The sequence below is a fragment of the Streptococcus sp. KHUD_016 genome (genome assembly GCF_051106465.1).
GTDB lineage: Bacteria > Bacillota > Bacilli > Lactobacillales > Streptococcaceae > Streptococcus.
Genome location: NZ_CP193663.1, coordinates 409,303 through 426,297 on the forward strand (window position 1 = coordinate 409,303; position 16,995 = coordinate 426,297).

The 16,995-nt window shown below is 43.6% G+C and carries 18 protein-coding genes; 16 read left to right on the forward strand and 2 right to left on the reverse strand.

What is annotated here, in order from left to right; translation table 11 throughout:
• Positions 1-8 precede the first annotated feature (8 nt).
• The 13 genes from asp1 (at position 9) to ACORHV_RS01910 (ending at position 12,455) form a co-directional block, all read left to right on the forward strand.
• The gene (gene asp1, locus ACORHV_RS01850) at positions 9-1,589 is read left to right on the forward strand and encodes an accessory Sec system protein Asp1 (RefSeq protein ID WP_434398529.1); all 1,581 of its coding nucleotides are present in this window, start codon (positions 9-11) and stop codon (positions 1,587-1,589) included.
• Complete coding sequence (gene asp2, locus ACORHV_RS01855; protein ID WP_434398531.1) at positions 1,573-3,102, forward strand: accessory Sec system protein Asp2; 1,530 nt, start codon at positions 1,573-1,575, stop codon at positions 3,100-3,102. The genes asp1 and asp2 overlap by 17 nt, the downstream gene beginning before the upstream one ends.
• Complete coding sequence (asp3, locus tag ACORHV_RS01860; protein WP_434398533.1) at positions 3,099-3,539, forward strand: accessory Sec system protein Asp3; 441 nt, start codon at positions 3,099-3,101, stop codon at positions 3,537-3,539. The genes asp2 and asp3 overlap by 4 nt, the downstream gene beginning before the upstream one ends.
• On the forward strand, positions 3,526-5,904 hold the full coding sequence (secA2, locus tag ACORHV_RS01865; RefSeq protein ID WP_434398535.1) for an accessory Sec system translocase SecA2: 2,379 nt from the start codon (positions 3,526-3,528) through the stop codon (positions 5,902-5,904). Before asp3 ends, secA2 begins: the two co-directional genes overlap by 14 nt.
• A gap of 12 nt (positions 5,905-5,916) precedes the next feature.
• Positions 5,917-7,437, forward strand: coding sequence for an accessory Sec system glycosyltransferase GtfA (gene gtfA / locus ACORHV_RS01870; RefSeq protein ID WP_434398537.1), 1,521 nt, complete (start codon positions 5,917-5,919; stop codon positions 7,435-7,437).
• Positions 7,421-8,767, forward strand: a complete 1,347-nt coding sequence (gene gtfB / locus ACORHV_RS01875) for an accessory Sec system glycosylation chaperone GtfB (protein ID WP_434398539.1) — start codon at positions 7,421-7,423, stop codon at positions 8,765-8,767. Before gtfA ends, gtfB begins: the two co-directional genes overlap by 17 nt.
• Positions 8,760-8,939: an accessory Sec system protein Asp4 gene (asp4, locus tag ACORHV_RS01880; RefSeq protein ID WP_000161925.1), complete on the forward strand. Its 180-nt coding sequence runs from the start codon at positions 8,760-8,762 to the stop codon at positions 8,937-8,939. Before gtfB ends, asp4 begins: the two co-directional genes overlap by 8 nt.
• A gap of 2 nt (positions 8,940-8,941) precedes the next feature.
• On the forward strand, positions 8,942-9,166 hold the full coding sequence (gene asp5 / locus ACORHV_RS01885) for an accessory Sec system protein Asp5 (RefSeq protein WP_000970791.1): 225 nt from the start codon (positions 8,942-8,944) through the stop codon (positions 9,164-9,166).
• A 66-nt stretch (positions 9,167-9,232) separates the two neighbouring features.
• Positions 9,233-9,718 (forward strand): immunity protein YezG family protein, encoded by a 486-nt coding sequence (locus tag ACORHV_RS01890; protein WP_000414878.1) that lies wholly within the window; start codon positions 9,233-9,235, stop codon positions 9,716-9,718.
• A gap of 109 nt (positions 9,719-9,827) precedes the next feature.
• On the forward strand, positions 9,828-10,400 hold the full coding sequence (locus ACORHV_RS01895; protein WP_434398542.1) for a suppressor of fused domain protein: 573 nt from the start codon (positions 9,828-9,830) through the stop codon (positions 10,398-10,400).
• A gap of 292 nt (positions 10,401-10,692) precedes the next feature.
• Positions 10,693-11,217 carry a hypothetical protein gene (locus tag ACORHV_RS01900; RefSeq protein ID WP_000656481.1) on the forward strand — a complete coding sequence of 175 codons (525 nt, stop codon included), beginning with the start codon at positions 10,693-10,695 and terminating at the stop codon, positions 11,215-11,217.
• Positions 11,201-11,806, forward strand: a complete 606-nt coding sequence (locus tag ACORHV_RS01905) for an immunity protein Imm33 domain-containing protein (RefSeq protein ID WP_000141226.1) — start codon at positions 11,201-11,203, stop codon at positions 11,804-11,806. The genes ACORHV_RS01900 and ACORHV_RS01905 overlap by 17 nt, the downstream gene beginning before the upstream one ends.
• Positions 11,807-11,912: 106 nt before the next feature.
• On the forward strand, positions 11,913-12,455 hold the full coding sequence (locus ACORHV_RS01910) for a T6SS immunity protein Tdi1 domain-containing protein (protein WP_434398544.1): 543 nt from the start codon (positions 11,913-11,915) through the stop codon (positions 12,453-12,455).
• A gap of 102 nt (positions 12,456-12,557) precedes the next feature.
• Here ACORHV_RS01910 and ACORHV_RS01915 read toward each other — a convergent pair whose 3' ends face one another.
• On the reverse strand, positions 12,558-13,511 hold the full coding sequence (locus ACORHV_RS01915) for an aromatic acid exporter family protein (RefSeq protein ID WP_000060054.1): 954 nt from the start codon (positions 13,509-13,511) through the stop codon (positions 12,558-12,560).
• 49 nt (positions 13,512-13,560) lie between these two features.
• Positions 13,561-14,772: a serine/threonine transporter SstT gene (gene sstT / locus ACORHV_RS01920; RefSeq protein ID WP_434398546.1), complete on the reverse strand. Its 1,212-nt coding sequence runs from the start codon at positions 14,770-14,772 to the stop codon at positions 13,561-13,563.
• Positions 14,773-14,921: 149 nt separating this feature from the next.
• Here sstT and ACORHV_RS01925 point away from each other — a divergent pair, with 149 nt between their 5' ends.
• Genes ACORHV_RS01925 through ACORHV_RS01935 form a run of 3 tightly spaced genes read left to right on the forward strand, consistent with a single transcriptional unit; the run spans position 14,922 to position 16,993 of the window.
• Positions 14,922-15,482, forward strand: a complete 561-nt coding sequence (locus ACORHV_RS01925) for a mechanosensitive ion channel family protein (RefSeq protein ID WP_001150575.1) — start codon at positions 14,922-14,924, stop codon at positions 15,480-15,482.
• A 57-nt stretch (positions 15,483-15,539) separates the two neighbouring features.
• The gene (locus tag ACORHV_RS01930; RefSeq protein ID WP_000899715.1) at positions 15,540-16,448 is read left to right on the forward strand and encodes a magnesium transporter CorA family protein; all 909 of its coding nucleotides are present in this window, start codon (positions 15,540-15,542) and stop codon (positions 16,446-16,448) included.
• Between the two features lie 17 nt (positions 16,449-16,465).
• The gene (locus ACORHV_RS01935; protein ID WP_000963734.1) at positions 16,466-16,993 is read left to right on the forward strand and encodes a YqeG family HAD IIIA-type phosphatase; all 528 of its coding nucleotides are present in this window, start codon (positions 16,466-16,468) and stop codon (positions 16,991-16,993) included.
• Positions 16,994-16,995 lie beyond the last annotated feature (2 nt).

The following is a 16,995-nucleotide window of genomic DNA, read 5'->3' on the forward strand; positions in this document are numbered from 1 at the left end:
AGGTTTTGATGTATTACTTTATCCCAGCTTGGTATGGCAAGGAGCGTCCCTGGCATGCCGATTTGATACCTTGGTATCTTTCTCATTTTAAGCTAGAATTTGATGACACCTTCAATCAGATTCGTCTGATGCAACACCAAGGGATCCCTGCCCATGTCCTCCTTTTGTCCTATCAGCCTCATCTTCGCTATTTTCTCCATCGCCAAGGTATTTTAGAAGCACAAGTTTATTCCTTATTTGATGAATTGCAGGATTTTCATGAGATTCGACCGCAGGTCTTGCAGCTCAGAGATATTGAGTGGGAAGAGGACTGCGAGTTTGTTTACAGTCCCTTTACCATTTTAGTTTTGAGAAATGGAAAGCCCTATGCTCAGGTGGAGCATGGGATTGAAGGTTTTATCAGTACGATTCAGTATTTCAAGGAAGATGGGCTCTTGTCTGCCAACTACCTGATGGATGATCGGGGGCTGGTTTCCAGTGTGATTTACTATGAAGAGGGTCAGGCTCTCTACCAAGACTACCTCAATCCCAAGGGACTGTGGCAGTTCAGAGAGTACTTGCAAGATGGGGGTCGTATCGAGGTCAATCCTATCTTTGCTTTTCGCTTCCAAAAAGAGGCTTACCAAGATATGGGAGAATTGATTGCGGAATTTTTTGAGAAGAAAATAGCTCAACTCCCTGAGGAAGGAGCGACCTATTTTCTGCCTGCATGTGACCAGCACAATGCTTTCCTTTTAGAACGATTGCCTCACCAAACCACCAAGGTTCTCAGCCTTTTTATCGGACGAAATCCTCAAGAACAACTACCACAACTGGTAGGTCTTCTGGATAAGGTGGACCTTGTTCTGGTCGACAGAGAGGACACCTTGCACTTGGCTCAGTCTGCCTTTTCAGAACAAGCAATGAAGTTTCGTCATTTATCACCTTTTGATACCCGCTTGGAGCTGGGAAAGAGTCAGACTCGGAAGGAGTCAATCCTCTACTATCAACTGGACTTTGAGCATGGGATAGAGGACCAAGCGCTCTATCAGGTCTTGCATTTCCTTTCTGAAAACAAGGATACGGAGCTGGTCTTTGGAACCTTTGCTGCTAGTCAAGAAGAAATGAAGCAGCTGGAAACACGAGTTGCTGAGATGGTCTCAGAGCAGTTTCAAGACCAGGAACTGGAGAAGGAAGTTGATTACCAAGGAGCTGAAAATCCGCTTGAGGACAATCGCCATCAGAGCAAGCGCTATTCGTTTGTCAATATGAAGGATGAATCGGAGTTAATCAAGCAGCTGGAATTTGTTCGTTTGATTGTCGATCTGAACAGGCAACCTCTTCTTTATACCCAAATCGCGGGGATTAGTGCTGGTATCCCTCAAATCAATAGGGTCAAAACAGAGTATGTCAGCCATCAGAAGAATGGCTATCTGTTGGAAAATATAGCTGATTTTGCGCAAGCTGCCCATTACTATCTCGATAGCCTGCAGGTGTGGAATGATGCTTTGATCCATTCCATCGAAAAGATAAAGGAACACACTGGGGAGCAATTCCTGATCAAGCTAGAAAAGTGGTTGGAGGAGGTGACTCATGGAAAAGAAGTATAAGATCTTGCAAATCGGTCCAGAAGATTGGCGAGAGACACTTGCCCTACCAGCCCAACTAGACTGGTATCATGTTCCTCCCAACACACCGTCTGCCATCCAGAAAATCATGGATGAGAATGATCTAGATCACTTTCATGCTGTCATTCTCACGGATGGGGCTTATCTAGTAGATTTGTTGCCTTTTGCATCTAGCTTGGAACCCTATACGGTTTTCTATCCAGAACAGTTTGCAAGTCAGGATAAAAACATTCAGAACCTCATCAAACAGCACTGCATGCAAGCGATGGACCTGTCAGACCGACAGGGCTTTGTTCGAGATCTCTCCACCTCCCTCTTTGAAAGTGGTTATGGAGACAAGCTGAGTCCAGCTACTATAAGGATTCACCCGAGTTTTCAAGGCTCTGTCTCCTATCAAGGGTTTGAGCATCTGAAATTAGAAGGAGACTTTGGCAAGACCTATACCCAGATAGCCTCTTGGGCCTATAATCAGTCTGTCCAAGCCCATGCGCCAATCGAACTCTGGCTCGAATATGAAAAGAGTGGACCAGTGGACTTGCGCCTGCGTTTGCGAAAGATCCCAGCAGGCTCTGTCTCCGAGATTAGTCAGGACATTCTCCTTGAGGAAGCAGACTTTGCCCAAGCAATCATTGTGGAACAAGACTATGACGCTTATCTGAGCATTTCTCTTGAAGCGCGTGGTCAAGGAAAGGTCAACATCGGCAATCTCCATCAACGCTGGAGCCGGAAACAGTTTGGAAAGTTTGTTCTCGGTGGAAATATCCTGCATGACAAAAAACGTGAGGAAATCAACTATTTCTTTCACCCAGGTGATTTCAAGCCACCTCTAGCAGTCTATTTCTCAGGTTACCGTCCGGCGGAAGGCTTTGAGGGTTACTGGATGATGAAGAATCTCCAATGCCCCTTTCTCCTCTTTTCGGACCCTCGACTAGAAGGAGGAGCCTTTTACCTAGGAACTGAGGAGTTGGAAGACAGCATACAGGCAACAATCCAACACTATCTAGACTATCTAGGTTTGGATAGAAGTGACTTGATCCTATCTGGCTTGTCAATGGGAACCTTCCCAGCCCTCTATTATGGTTCTCACTTTGAGCCCAAGGGAATCGTAGTCGGAAAACCCTTGACCAATCTAGGGACCATCGCTCAGAGGGGCCGACTAGAGGCTCCAGGAGTTTTCCCGACCAGCTTTGATGTCTTGCACCTTCAGACAGGAGGAGTGAGTCAGAAAGACATGAAGGACTTGGACCAACGTTTTTGGACCCGATTTAAACAAGCTGATTTTTCCCAGACGACCTTTGGTCTTTCTTACATGAAGGACGAGGATATGGATAGTGGTGCCTATGACCAGCTAGTGGAGACTCTTTGCCAGACAGGAGCTAAGATTTTATCCAAAGGAACCGCCGGTCGACACAATGATGATACAGGAACAAACGTTTCCTGGTTTATTCATTTTTACAAAATGATACTAGAAGAATACGGAAGAGGTGAGACATGATTATCATCAAGAGAGAGGATATTAGGTGGGGTGAGATGGGAGCCACTTATCTTTACGGGAGCCAGATCACCTACCATGCAGACGGTCATGTTAACCTGAAAAATCCTTTGCTGGCTTCAGGTGAAACCCTTAAAACCTGGTTTTCTAGTGTCACCTACCAGGCTACTAGGAGCCAGCCCAGCCTCCCTCTTCTTAAGAAAAATCATACCTACCGTCTCTCTATGAAGATGCAGGTTCAACCGACCAATGGCCTCTATCTCAAACTGACTTTTTTAAACCGTTATGAGGAAATCATCGAGGAGAAGATTGAAAGGCAATTTTCTTTTAGCTTCACCTATCCTGAAGCGGCCTATACCTACCGCCTTTCCTTGATTAGTGCAGGTTTTGAGGCTCTTGACTTTGTTTCGTTTTCTATTGAGGAGGATGCTGGTGTTTAATCATTTGTATCAGGAAAGACAACTGAGAAAGGTCACGAAGCTTCTAAGCCAAATCAATGCCCTCAAAGAAGAGATGGCAGCTCTCAGTGATGAGGAAATGGCTGCAAAGACAGAGGAGTTTCGCCAGCGTCTTGCCCAGGGAGAAACCTTGGATGAGCTATTGGTAGAAGCCTATGCCCTTGTCCGTGAGGCGGATAAACGTGTCTTGGGTCTCTTTCCCTATGATGTGCAAGTCATGGGTGCCATTGTGATCCATCAAGGAAATGTGGCAGAGATGAATACGGGTGAAGGCAAGACCTTGACCGCCACCATGCCCCTCTATCTCAATGCCCTAAAGGGTAAAGGCAGCATGCTGGTCACGACTAATGACTATCTGGCTAGACGGGATGCGAGTGAAATGGGTCCAGTCTACCAATTTTTAGGTCTAACTGTCGGTCTGCCTTTTTCAGAGGATCCAAAGGAGGACTTGACTGCCGAAGAGAAAAGAAAGATTTACACCTCAGATATCGTCTACACGACCAATAGTGTCCTGGGCTTTGACTATCTCAATGACAATCTTGCCTCCACTAGTGAAGGAAAGTTTCTGCCTCCTTTTAACTATGTCATCATCGATGAGATCGATGATATTCTACTCGATAGTGCCCAAACTCCCTTGATTATCGCAGGCTCTCCCCGTGTCCAGTCTAACTATTATGGGATGATTGATACCCTAGTGACGACCTTGGTCAAGGGAGAAGACTATATCTACAAGGAAGAAAAAGACCAGGTTTGGTTAACCCGAAAGGGGGCTCAGACGGTCGAAGGTTTCCTAGGAATCGATCATCTCTATAAGGAAGAGTACGCCAGTTATGTTCGGCATCTAGTCTATGCTCTCAGAGCCCATACGCTCTTTACCAAGGACAAGGACTACCTGGTTCGAGGGCAGGAAATGGTCTTGTTAGACAAGGGAACAGGTCGCCTGATGGAAATGACCAAACTTCAAGGTGGTCTCCATCAAGCCATCGAAGCCAAGGAACATGTGAAGCTTTCTCCTGAAACCAGAGCCATGGCTTCAATCACCTACCAAAGTCTCTTTAAAATGTTTCTCAAAATCTCAGGTATGACAGGAACGGGAAAGGTGGCAGAAAAAGAATTTTTCGAAACCTACAATATGGCCGTCATTCGTATCCCGACCAATCGCCCACTTAGACGAATGGACCATCCGGACAATCTCTATGTGACACTCCCTGAGAAAGTGTATGCTTCTCTCGAAGCTATCAAGACTTACCACGCCAAAGGCAATCCACTCTTGATTTTTGTCGGATCTGTTGAAATGTCCCAGCTTTACTCGTCCTTGCTCTTGCGAGAGGGGATTTCCCACAATGTCCTTAATGCCAATCATGCGGCGCGTGAAGCCCAGATCATCGCAGAGTCTGGACAGATGGGGGCAGTGACCGTTGCGACTTCTATGGCAGGTCGCGGGACAGATATCAAACTCGGTCCAGGAGTCGCAGAATTGGGCGGTTTGATTGTGATTGGTACCGAGCGAATGGAGAGCCGACGGATTGACCTGCAAATCAGAGGTCGTTCTGGCCGCCAGGGTGATCCAGGCATGTCTCAATTTTTCGTGTCGCTTGAAGATGATGTGATCAAAAAGTTCGGACCGTCTTGGGTTCACGACCTGTATCAAGACTACCAAGTGGAAGATATTAGCAAACCTATCCTACTCAAGGCTCGCAAGTACCGCAATCTCGTCAGAAAAGCCCAAGAGGCTAGTGATAGTGCCAGTCGCTCAGCACGCAGACAAACCTTAGAGTATGCAGAAAGCGTCAATATCCAGTGTCAGATGGTCTACAAAGAAAGAGATCGTTTGCTGGATGGGAGCCGTGATTTAGAGCATATCCTTGAGGATATACTGGCAGACTATACCAAACAAATCTCAGAAAAAGCCTATAGCAGCCCCCAAGAACTCTTTCACTTCATCGTGACCAATATTAGCTTTGGGATGAGAAAATTACCAGCTGATTTGGATTTAGCTGATGCAGATCAGATTCGGGAGTTACTAGAGAAAATAATAGCCAAGGAAATCGCAGCTAAAAAGGAAGTTCTCCAACCTCACCAGCTCTATGATTCTTTTCTGAGAATATCCATGCTCAAGGCTATTGATGACAACTGGGTTGAGCAAGTCGACTACCTGCAACAGCTCAGTCTAGCAATCGGGAGCCAGTCTGCTTCTCAAAAGAACCCTATCGTGGAGTACTATCAGGAGGCCTATGCTGGCTTTGAAACCATGAAGCAACAAATCCGTACAGATATGGTACGCAATCTTCTCATGGGGATTGTGGAAGTAACGCCCAAAGGTGAGATTCTCACCCATTTTCCATAAAAAGAGGATCATATGACAATTTACAATATAAATCTAGGAATCGGTTGGGCGAGCAGCGGTGTCGAATATGCTCAGGCCTACCGAGCAGGGATTTTTAGAAGTTTAGACCTAGCATCTAAGTTTATCTTTACAGACTTGATTTTAGCGGACAATATTCAGCATTTAACGGCCAATATCGGCTTTGCGGATGATCAGGTAATCTGGCTTTACAATCATTTTACAGATATCAGGCTAGCACCGACCAGTGTTACAGTTGATGAGGTCTTAGCCTCTTTCGGTGGCCTTGAGAGTCATAGGGAGCAGGATGGCAAGATTTTGCGTGTCTACTTTTCTGACGAGGACAAGTTTGTGACCTGCTACTTGGTAGACTCGGCTAAGAATCTAGTACAACATGCAGAGTATGTATTTGGGGGGAACTTGATTCGCAAGGATTATTTCTCCTACACACGCTACTGTACAGAATATTTCGCGCCCAAAGACCAAGTGGCTAGACTCTATCAACGAAGCTTTTTCAATGAAGATGGCAGCACCGCTTACGATATCTTGCTGACTGAAGGCCAGGAAGAGGTCTATCGATTTAAGGACCGGATTCTGTACGGAAAGCCAGCCCTTATGCGCTATTTTATGCAAAGTTTGAACTTGAGCAAGTCTGATCTGGTCATCTTGGACAGGGAAACAGGGATTGGTCAGGCTGTTTTTGAAGAAGCACAGAAGGCCCATCTAGCAGTTGTCGTCCACGCAGAGCACTATAGTGAAAATGCTAGTAACGAAGACTATCTCCTTTGGAACAACTACTATGAGTATCAGTTTACAAATGCGGACAAGGTCGATTGCTTTATCGTGTCTACGGATCGGCAGAAGGAAGTTCTCGAAGGTCAATTTGCCCAGTACAGTCAGCATCGTCCACGAATCGTCACGATTCCAGTTGGGAGCATTGATCAGCTGACGGAGCCTGCTAGGGAACGCAAGCCCTTTTCTCTCATTACTGCTTCGCGTCTGGCCAAGGAAAAACACATCGACTGGCTCGTCAAGGCGGTTATCCAGGCGCATCAAGTCCTCCCTGAGCTCACCTTTGACATTTATGGCAGTGGGGGTGAGGAATCTCTTTTAAGGGAAATCATCACGGCTCACCAAGCGGAGAACTATATCCATCTCAAAGGGCATGTGGATCTGGCTCAGATCTATCCCCAGTATGAGGTCTATCTGACAGCCTCAACCAGTGAAGGCTTTGGTCTGACCTTGATGGAGGCAGTTGGTTCAGGCTTGCCCCTGATTGGTTTTGATGTGCCTTATGGCAACCAAACCTTTATCCAGGACGGTCAAAATGGCTACTTGATCCCAAGTTCGGATGACCATGTTGAAATGGAAATTAAAAGGGCCTTTGCAGAAAAAATCTGCCAGCTCTATCAGGAAAATCATTTGCCAGATATGCGAACAGCATCTTATGAGCTAGCTAGAGGATTTTTAACAGATAAGGTAAGGGACAAGTGGAAGAAAACGATAGAGGAGGTCCTGCATGATTCAACTATTTGATCGATATGGCCAGGAAAGTCGAGATTTACATGAAAGTCTAGAAGTTGCTGGTCTGTCTCATGTCACGGTTGTGATCGAGCCAGATGGCTTTCTCCCAGATGGGATTCTTTCTCCCTTTACCTACTATCTAGGTTACGAGTCGGGAAAAGCTCTTTATTTCAACCAAGTAGCTGTACCTGAATTTTGGGAGATTGCGGGAAATAATCAGTCGGCGCATATCTTAGAGGATTCTCGGGAGAGGGGCGTGATTCACTATGTGGATGCTCCTCAGGCCCGTCTGGTAAAGCAAGTCGACTGGAAGGACCTATCCGGTCGCATTTACCAAGCAGACCACTATAACCAATACGGAGCCTGCTTTGCTAAGACCACCTACAGTGCAGATGGGCAGACTATCCTGACCAAGTATCAGGATGCAAAGGGACAAGAAATTGTCCTAGAAAACCATGTGACAGGCGATATCCTCCTAACCTTGCCCGGACAAGCCCTGCGCCATTTTAAAAATCGAGTGGAATTCACGATTTTCTTTTTGCAAGACTTGGGAATCGACACTCGCCACCTTCTCTTTAACACTCTCGCAACCTCTTTCTTGGTCTCATACCATTATCCAGATAAGACTGGAAAGGATATCTTAGTCTGGCAAGAACCGCTAGATGATTGTCTTCCTGGGAATATGCAGCTGCTCTTGGAGCAAGAGGAGCTGAGAGCCAAGCAGATCCTCATACCAGAAAAGGCTACCTATGAACAGGCCTTGGCCTTGACTAACCCAGCCTATCATGACAAGTTTTTCCATCTAGGTTATCATTATCAATTTAAGAGAGAAAATTTCGTTCGACCAGATGCCTTGATCGTTACCAACTCAGATCAGATCCAGCATATCGAAACTCTGATTGAGTCCTTGCCAATGGTGACCTTCCGAATCGCGGCAGTGACTGAAATGTCGTCCAAGTTGCTGACCTTGCTTTCCTATCCCAATGTCGTTCTCTATCAAAACGCCAGTCCGCAAAAGATTCGAGAACTCTACCAGCTGTCGGATCTCTATCTAGATATCAATTACGGAAACGAGCTTTTGGATGCTGTCCGTCAAGCCTTCGAGCACAATATGCTTATCCTAGCCTTTGATCAGACAGCTCATAACAGACCTTACACAGCTCCAGAACACCTCTTTGATGTGCAGGCTGTTGGAGACATGATTGCGAAGATTCAAGAAGCTCTCAGCAGTCTTGACAAGATGGGGCAAGCCCTTGGGCATCAAGGTCGTCATGCTAACTATGTGGACTTGGCTACTTACCGAGAGAGGATGGAAAGGATAATAGGGGAAGGCCATGACTAAAAAAGATTTATTTTACAAGGATGTCGAAGGACGCATGGAAGAGTTAAAGCAAGGAGCGCTTAAGAAAGAAAAGCCTACCCGAGGAGAAAAGATCAGTAAAACCTTCTCCATTTTACTCGGCTTGCTTATCCTTCTTACCCTGATCTTTACATTATTAGGAATCTTGAGGTGAAAATGATGGAAGTTTTAATGATTGTAGGGATAGTCCTAGCCGTCGCCTTGATTGTCCTGGTTCTCATCCAACCTCGCCAAAGCCAACTCTTTTCCATGGATGCGACTAGCAATATCGGAAAACCAGGCTACTGGCAGAACAACCGCTTGGTAAAAATGGTGACCCTCTTGATTAGCCTAGCCTTGTTTGTATTGCTCCTCGTTTTTATGTTGGTGACCTATCAGTAAGAAGCGGTACCATTCACAGATAAAGGATACTAGAGACGGGGAAAATACATCTAACCGGAGGATAAAATGGAAAAACAAATGAATGAAAAAATTATCGAAATCGTGCATCAGGCCAACGATATGATTCCAGTTGAGTGGGATGATCTTTATATTAATTTTGAAGTAGATAAGACGCTTAGTGGTGGCGTGATATTTTTCTTTAAATATAAAGGAAAATATCATTATTACATGGATATTCCATCTTTATTTAATATTTCTGAAGACGAATTTGACAATGATTTTATGAAATTGTTTGATCTAGGTGGTGAGATGAAGAAGATTTTCATCGAGCAGGGTCTGGAGGAGTGGTCCGCCTTTACAATCAAAGTGGATGAACAGAATAAAACCTCTTTGGACTTTGACTATGCACCATGGAATGATAGTGAGTTTGGACCAACGGATAGAATAGAATTTTTTGAATACAAGTATCTCGGCAAGCAACCAGCTAATGAAAAAGAATTTGAGTTGTTCAAGGCTATGGAAGATTTCCAGCAGGAACATAATGGCAAGTAGAATGTTTGATAAAAGACCACCATTTAGGTGGTCTTTTATCAAACGCTGGTCCATAAGGTTTATGGTATACTGGGATTGTAGAGCCAGCAAACTTTAAGAGGAGAATCAAATGAAATACGATAAAATTAAAATTGCACAGGAAATTGCAAGGGCTGTAGGGGGAGTTCCTCAAGCCTATACATTTAGAAATCACGATAACAAATTAGATTTATTCATTGGAGAGAATCGTCCGGATGATTATTTAACAACTGCAGCAACAATCGGTTTATCAGAATATACCATTTATCGTCGAATAAATGGTAAGCCTTTAAGAGTTGAAATCATTGGAGCAGCTGATGCGGAGCTGGAATATTTTCCAAATATTATAGCAGACTGTGGTTTTAATATTGTGAGGGGAGAGTACAGCATCTCTCCAGGTGCAGTCTATCCAAATATTATTAGAAATTACTATCCCAATGCGAAAGTAAATCATATATTCTTCACTCAGCCTTTCTTGTGGGATTTAGAATCTTTTGATTTTGATGAAGAGTATGTTACGTGGTTACAAGCTATCCCGATTACAGAAGCTGAGCTTCAATTTATAGAAAAGCATGGAGCCGAAGTGGGAGCACAGAAGTTAGAGGAATTGTTTGAAGAACATCAGATAGATGTTTATGATTTTATGAGACCTTCTGTAGTGTAATAAATTTTTTATCTTCGTCTAGGGGGTCGGAGGGGAGTTTTTCCTATTTTTAACCTCATCAATATCAGTTGTGAGTCCAACCTCGCTCCCAGTTGACATGCGACCTTCGTAATTGGAAATAAGGCACGAAATTGGAGAAAAGACCACCTTAATGGTGGTCTTTTCTGGTTTATCAAACGTTGGTCTATAGGTTTTATGGTATACTAGGTTTGTAGAGCCAGCAAACTTTAGTGACAACTTTACAAAAAGTGGTGCCCGTGTCCACAATGCATCTGATGATGTCGCTCGAGGCATGAAAGAAGCGGCAGAACAAGTCGGCAAGAAAGCAAGTAAAGAATTCCGCCAAGAAGCCAGCGAGCAGTTGGCTAAGCATAGTGATGATGTAGCGAGTACTTCTAAAGGAATTTCAAAAGAAGAATATAATTCTCTTCGCAAGAAAACACCAAGTCAAGAGATACGCGATCATGTCAATAATATTGATGGAGAAAAATTTGATCCAATTTATGGTTATCCAGTTGAAACCCTCGAAGCAGACCATATTGTCTCTATGAAAGAAATTACCGAAATGGATGGATTTGCTCCTCTATCTGATGTTGATAAGGTAGAGGTTTTGAATCTTGAGGATAATTTTATGGGATTAGGTAAACCTACCAATAGTTCCAAAGGGTCTAAAACTTGGAGTGATTGGCAGGGGCATTCCAAATTAGGAGATATTCCGGCTGAGATAAGAGAAAAAATGATAGCTTTGGAGCGTGAAGCTAGAACGAAGCTACAAAATGAAATTTTCAGGAGGTTGAAAAATGACGGAAGTGCTTGATACAAAAGTAGAGAAGAATGGTTTGATCTTTTACGGGACATTCTCTGAAGGTCTTTTTGAGGAATGGCTCAAAGTTGTGAATGTACTGCCCTCGAAGGAACGAATACAAGATGGCCTGCTAATACAAATCGGTTTCAACATATATAAACTTGTTCAATTGAACATGGACCAATTTAGGATAGTGTCAGTCAACTATGAAACAACCCCTTTTAAAGAGTTTACTGATGATTTGACCTTGGCTCTTTGGATTCAGTCTGAACAAAGCACACTAGCTAAAGAGCTTAATATTGAAGCTTCTGAAATCAGATTTGATGAGAAAATAGTGTTGGCCAAAGGTGTCTTTGAGTGCGAACATTACTATTTGCAGAGACAAGACACTGATCGAAAAGGTGATTCGGGCTGGTTTATTGGCTATCAAAATCAAGATACAGATGATTTTGTTGCTATGTATGCTTTTGAAATATTGAAAAAGAATCCAAAACTAATAAAATCTTTGATTCTACCAGTGGACTACCTAGTAGTAGTTAATGGTGGAGATATTCAAGCGATTCTGAATGAGCAAGATGAGGAAGTTTTTTCTGCTTCGTAAAGCTACCCGACTTATTTGGGAGGGAAAGCAACCTATTTTAGATTTTCTATGAATGAGGGGAATAGCATCTAATAGTTTTGTCTATAAACTGAAAAAGGAGGAAAACATGCTAGAAAACTTTATTAAAGTGTCAGACATGCCCCAAGAAGTGATTGAAAAATATAAAAATCAAGTTCCAGCTGAGTTAGTTCAAATTTGGCAGGAAGATGGTCTGGGAACCTTTTTAGATGGTTATCTAAAAGTCATCAATCCAGATGATTATTTAGAGCTTCTCCAAGATAGCTATTTCAGAGGAGATGTCGCTTTTCCTATGTTCGTAACAGCATTTGGAGATATTATTACTTGGGAAGAGAATGCCTATGTGGGAATTGTCCAATACAATATTCAGGATTTAGATATTATGATTAAGCGTATGGATCGTTTCATAGAGTATGTTGATGATGAAGATTTCAAAGATGATTATTTTGATATCCCACTCTATAAAAAAGCGGTCGCCAAACATGGTCAATTAGCCTACGATGAGTGTTTCGGTTTTGTTCCTTTGCTGGCCTTGGGAGGCGTAAAAGATGTAGACCACATGGATAAGGTAAAAGTCTTGGAGCACATTTACCTCATGTACCAACTTACAGGCGGAGTAATGGACGACTAGGAGTTGCTATTTCTTTTTTGAGAACAGTGTGAGGGAATAAAATTCCCTTCCAAATGCAAAACAAAAGAACCTCAGAGGACTTCCTCTGAGGTTCTTTGCATTCTAGTTTCCATATTTCTGGTAAAAATCGACCTTGACCTGGATAAAGGTTTCGGCTTCGCGTAGTAGCTGCAGGAGGGTAGCACGGGTTTCAAACTCCTCACGTGTTTTAGGGAGACTCCGATTGCGGAAGACTTGCAGATAGCGTTCGATGTCATCAAGTAGGTCATGAGCAGGATTGGTCTGGCTTAGCTGGGCAGCAATCTTTGAAAAGAGCTGGGCCAAGATCAAACTCTCACTTGCGGCCAGATGACAGGTATTGATCTGCTGGGCCATATTTCGCAGGATGCGACTTTGTCGCTGTCTCATCTCAAAGTAGTGGATGTGGTAGTCCGTCTGGTGAAAGAGATGGTCCGAATGATCCAGATAGACCAGTTTGAGAGCTTCATCGAGGAGCTTGTCTAATTCGTCAACGAGTTGGGCTTGATTGCGTCCGTCTCCTCGTGACAGATAGTATTTAAAGCGAAGCAGGATGTCTTTTAACTTTTCTTCGACCTGAAGGTGATAGCTGTGAATGGCCTTTTCCCGAGAGGGCATGTAAAGGTTGACCAACAGAGCAAAGCTTGTCCCGATGAGAAAGAGGAGCACTTCATTGAGCAAGAGAGCTGGAGAAGTAGACTCCTGTACCAAGAGATGACCGACCAAGACACTGCTAGGTGTGATGCCGATTTCCCAGCCCATTTTATAGGCTAAAGGGACATAGAGAGCCAGATAGAGGCCCAGACTCCAGATGTGAAAGCCCGTCAGCTGAAAGGCTAGAACACCGATAGCGAGCGCTAGGAGCATGGAAAAAAGGCGGTTACGTGCTAATTTCAGCGTGCTTCTGCGTGTGTCGGAGAGGCTTAAGAGAGCGATAATTCCAGCTGAAACTGCTGATGATAAATCTAAAAAATAAGCGAGAAAACAAGCGAGACAGGTCGCTAAGATCAGTTTGGTCGTACGTTGAGTGAGGGACATGAAAATTTCCTAAACTAATAGAATCAAGTGTTTAACGAGGAGTCAGAGACTAGGGGCGAAGTTTTCGGTTTGTAGCATACTCGGCAACCGCTGTAAAGAGGACATCTGTTGAAGAGTTCAGGGCTGTTTCGCAGGAGTCTTGAACGACACCGATCACAAAACCGACTCCGACAACCTGCATAGCCAAGTCGTTGGAAATCCCAAAGAGGCTACAAGCGACAGGAATGAGGAGAAGGGATCCCCCAGCAATCCCGGAAGCACCGCAGGCAGAAATGGCAGCCACTACACTGAGCACAAATGCTGTCCCAAAGTCTACCGAGATTCCGAGTGTATTGACAGCAGCTAGAGTCAGGACATTTATGGTAACAGCAGCGCCAGCCATATTGATAGTCGAACCAAGCGGGATGGAGACAGAGTAGGTATCAGGATTCAGTCCCAAGTCTTGACAGAGTTTCATATTGACAGGGATATTGGCGGCAGAGCTACGAGTGAAAAAGGCTGTAATACCACTGACACGTAGGCATTTCAAAACAAGGGGATAGGGATTTTTCCTCATAAAGAGAAAGGCGATGAGTGGGTTGACGATGAGAGCTACAAAGGCCATGGTAGCAATCAAGAGTCCTAGGAGGACACCGTAGTTGGCCAGACTGGCAATGCCCTTGTCAGAGATGGTCTTAAACACCAAGCCTAAAATCCCAAAGGGAGCTAAGTTGATAATCCATTCGACAATTTTAGAGGTGACATCCGCCATGGTTCTCAGTAATTCTTTGCTGTGTTTACTTGCCTCTCTCATAGCCAAGCCAAAGATGACTGCCCAAGAGAGAATTCCGATATAATTGGCCTCAACAATGGCATTCAAGGGATTGTCCACCAGTTTGAGCAAGAGGTTGCTGAGGACTTGACCGATACCGTCAGGAGCAGCAACTTCTGTATTTGCACTGGTCAGGGTGATTTGCACAGGCAGTAAGAAACTAGCTAGAACGGCTACCAATGCAGCAGCAAAGGTTCCGAGCAAGTATAGGAAAATAACAGTTTTCATATTGGTGTTTTGTCCCTTTTGCTGTTGGGAAAGGGCATTGGCAACAAGAGCAAAAACCAAAATAGGAGCGATGGCTTTCAGTCCGCCTACAAAGAGTTCTCCAAGCAGACCAATTCCTGTAAGGTTTGGAAAGAGCATCCCTAATGTAGCTCCCAAAATCATTCCAATAAGGATTCGTTTGATGAGGCTTGCCTTGATCCAGGCTCTAATGATTCGTTTCATAGCAGTCTCCTTCAAATGTATTGTTTATAATTATAGTATAAATATGCTATAGAGGCAAGTGATATTTTGAAAATATGGCCTATAATTGAATAATTATGAAAGAAAAGAGAAGGGCGATTTTGTGGTATAATAGGAAAAAGGAGTTTTATATGCAAGATTTTTTTCAACGCTATTTTGATAGACTTGACTTAACAACTATTTTAGAGAATCTCTTAACCAAGGTGATTTCTCTTTTGATTTTGTTTTTACTATTTTATATAGCTAAAAAGATGCTTCATGCGACTGTCCGAAAGATTGTCAAGCCTTCACTTAAATTTTCCAATCGAGATGCGGGAAGACAAAAGACCATTTCTCGTTTGCTGGAGAATGTCTTTAATTACATTCTTTATTTCTTTTTGCTCTACTGTATCCTGTCTATTTTAGGTTTGCCAGTTTCTAGCCTCCTTGCTGGTGCGGGGATTGCTGGGGTGGCCATTGGTATGGGGGCGCAAGGCTTTCTATCCGATGTCATTAATGGCTTCTTCATCCTTTTTGAACGCCAGCTTGATGTGGGTGATGAAGTGGTTCTGACAAATGGACCGATTACCGTTTCTGGAAAGGTCGTTAGCGTAGGGATCCGTACAACGCAACTGCGAGGTGACGATCAAGCCCTTCACTTTGTTCCCAATCGCAATATCACAGTCGTCAGCAATCTATCTCGTACTGAATAGGCCGGCTATTTTAGCAGATTTATGGTACAATAGAAGGAGTTTGGTAAAGGAGAGAGTATGCTATTTGTAGAGAAAAAATTAGGTCACGATTGTACATGGATAGACCTTGATGTGGACAAGATTAAAAACATGGAAGACCTTTCGGATGTCTATGGATTGGACAAGGAAACTATCGAGTATGCTCTGGATAGAAATGAGCGTGCCCACATGGACTACCACCGTGAAACGGGAACGGTCACCTTCATTTATAATGTTCTTGATTTAGAAAAAGACAAAGAATATTATGAAGCGATTCCGATGACCTTTATCGTTGAAAAACAACGGCTGATCACAATTAGCAATCACAAGAATAGTTATGTGATTAAACGTATGGCAACCTACCTTGAAAGCCATGAAGTTGTTTCAATCTACAAATTTCTTTTTGCCAGTTTAGAGATTATAAGCAATGCTTATTATCCAGTTATTGAAGAAATGGATAAAAGTAAGGATGAAATCAGTGCACTTCTTCGTCAAAAAACAACTAAAAAAAATCTTTTTGCCCTCTCTGACTTGGAAACTGGTATGGTTTACCTGACAGCAGCTGCCAAACAAAATCGTCTCCTCTTGGAACATATCCAAGGGCATGCTCTTTATCGCAATTTTAATGAGGTAGAAAGAGAGCAGTTTGACGATGCCATGATTGAAGCACATCAGTTGGTTTCGATGACAGACTTGATTTCTCAAGTTTTGCAACAACTCTCAGCCTCTTACAACAACATCCTAAATAATAATCTAAATGATAATTTGACAACTTTGACCATTATCTCAGTCTTGCTAGCTATCCTTGCAGTTATTACAGGATTCTTCGGAATGAATGTTCCCTTACCGTTTGCAGATGAACCAAATGCTTGGATTTATATTTTGATAGCTAGTCTCATTTTATGGGTAGTCTTAGCCCAATATTTAAAGAATATTGCTAGAAATTAAAAAGAAAAGGAGCCAGAATGGCGATTGAAAATTATATGCCAGACTTTGCTGTGGAAGCAGTTTATGATCTGACAGTCCCAAGCCTGCAAGCGCATGGTATCAAGGCTGTTTTGGTCGATTTGGACAATACCCTCATTGCTTGGAACAACCCTGATGGGACGTCAGAGATGAAGCAATGGCTACATGACCTTCGGGACGCAGGTATTCGCATCATCGTGGTCTCAAATAACACCAAAAAACGGGTCCAACGAGCAGTTGAGAAATTTGGGATTGATTACATTTATTGGGCTCTGAAGCCCTTCACATTTGGGATTGACCGTGCCATGAAGGAATTCCACTATGAGAAAAATGAAGTGGTCATGGTCGGCGACCAGCTCATGACGGATATACGAGCAGCACATCGTGCAGGCATTCGCTCGATCTTAGTCAAACCCTTGGTCCAACACGACTCCATCAAAACGCAGATTAACCGAGCTCGCGAGCGCCGTGTCATACGAAAAATCACTGAAAAGTACGGACCGATTACATATAAAAAAGGAATTTAACT

Coding starts and splice junctions, on each gene's coding strand:
- secA2 (WP_434398535.1), top strand. CDS start 3,526: ATGCTGGTGTTTAATCATTTGTATCAGGAAAGACAACTGAGAAAGGTC.
- ACORHV_RS01935 (WP_000963734.1), top strand. CDS start 16,466: ATGGCGATTGAAAATTATATGCCAGACTTTGCTGTGGAAGCAGTTTAT.
- gtfB (WP_434398539.1), top strand. CDS start 7,421: ATGATTCAACTATTTGATCGATATGGCCAGGAAAGTCGAGATTTACAT.
- ACORHV_RS01925 (WP_001150575.1), top strand. CDS start 14,922: ATGCAAGATTTTTTTCAACGCTATTTTGATAGACTTGACTTAACAACT.
- ACORHV_RS01890 (WP_000414878.1), top strand. CDS start 9,233: ATGGAAAAACAAATGAATGAAAAAATTATCGAAATCGTGCATCAGGCC.
- ACORHV_RS01900 (WP_000656481.1), top strand. CDS start 10,693: ATGAAAGAAGCGGCAGAACAAGTCGGCAAGAAAGCAAGTAAAGAATTC.
- asp2 (WP_434398531.1), top strand. CDS start 1,573: ATGGAAAAGAAGTATAAGATCTTGCAAATCGGTCCAGAAGATTGGCGA.
- gtfA (WP_434398537.1), top strand. CDS start 5,917: ATGACAATTTACAATATAAATCTAGGAATCGGTTGGGCGAGCAGCGGT.
- ACORHV_RS01910 (WP_434398544.1), top strand. CDS start 11,913: ATGCTAGAAAACTTTATTAAAGTGTCAGACATGCCCCAAGAAGTGATT.
- asp1 (WP_434398529.1), top strand. CDS start 9: ATGTATTACTTTATCCCAGCTTGGTATGGCAAGGAGCGTCCCTGGCAT.
- ACORHV_RS01895 (WP_434398542.1), top strand. CDS start 9,828: ATGAAATACGATAAAATTAAAATTGCACAGGAAATTGCAAGGGCTGTA.
- sstT (WP_434398546.1), bottom strand. CDS start 14,772: ATGAAACGAATCATTAGAGCCTGGATCAAGGCAAGCCTCATCAAACGA.
- asp4 (WP_000161925.1), top strand. CDS start 8,760: ATGACTAAAAAAGATTTATTTTACAAGGATGTCGAAGGACGCATGGAA.
- ACORHV_RS01915 (WP_000060054.1), bottom strand. CDS start 13,511: ATGTCCCTCACTCAACGTACGACCAAACTGATCTTAGCGACCTGTCTC.
- ACORHV_RS01905 (WP_000141226.1), top strand. CDS start 11,201: ATGACGGAAGTGCTTGATACAAAAGTAGAGAAGAATGGTTTGATCTTT.
- asp3 (WP_434398533.1), top strand. CDS start 3,099: ATGATTATCATCAAGAGAGAGGATATTAGGTGGGGTGAGATGGGAGCC.
- ACORHV_RS01930 (WP_000899715.1), top strand. CDS start 15,540: ATGCTATTTGTAGAGAAAAAATTAGGTCACGATTGTACATGGATAGAC.
- asp5 (WP_000970791.1), top strand. CDS start 8,942: ATGATGGAAGTTTTAATGATTGTAGGGATAGTCCTAGCCGTCGCCTTG.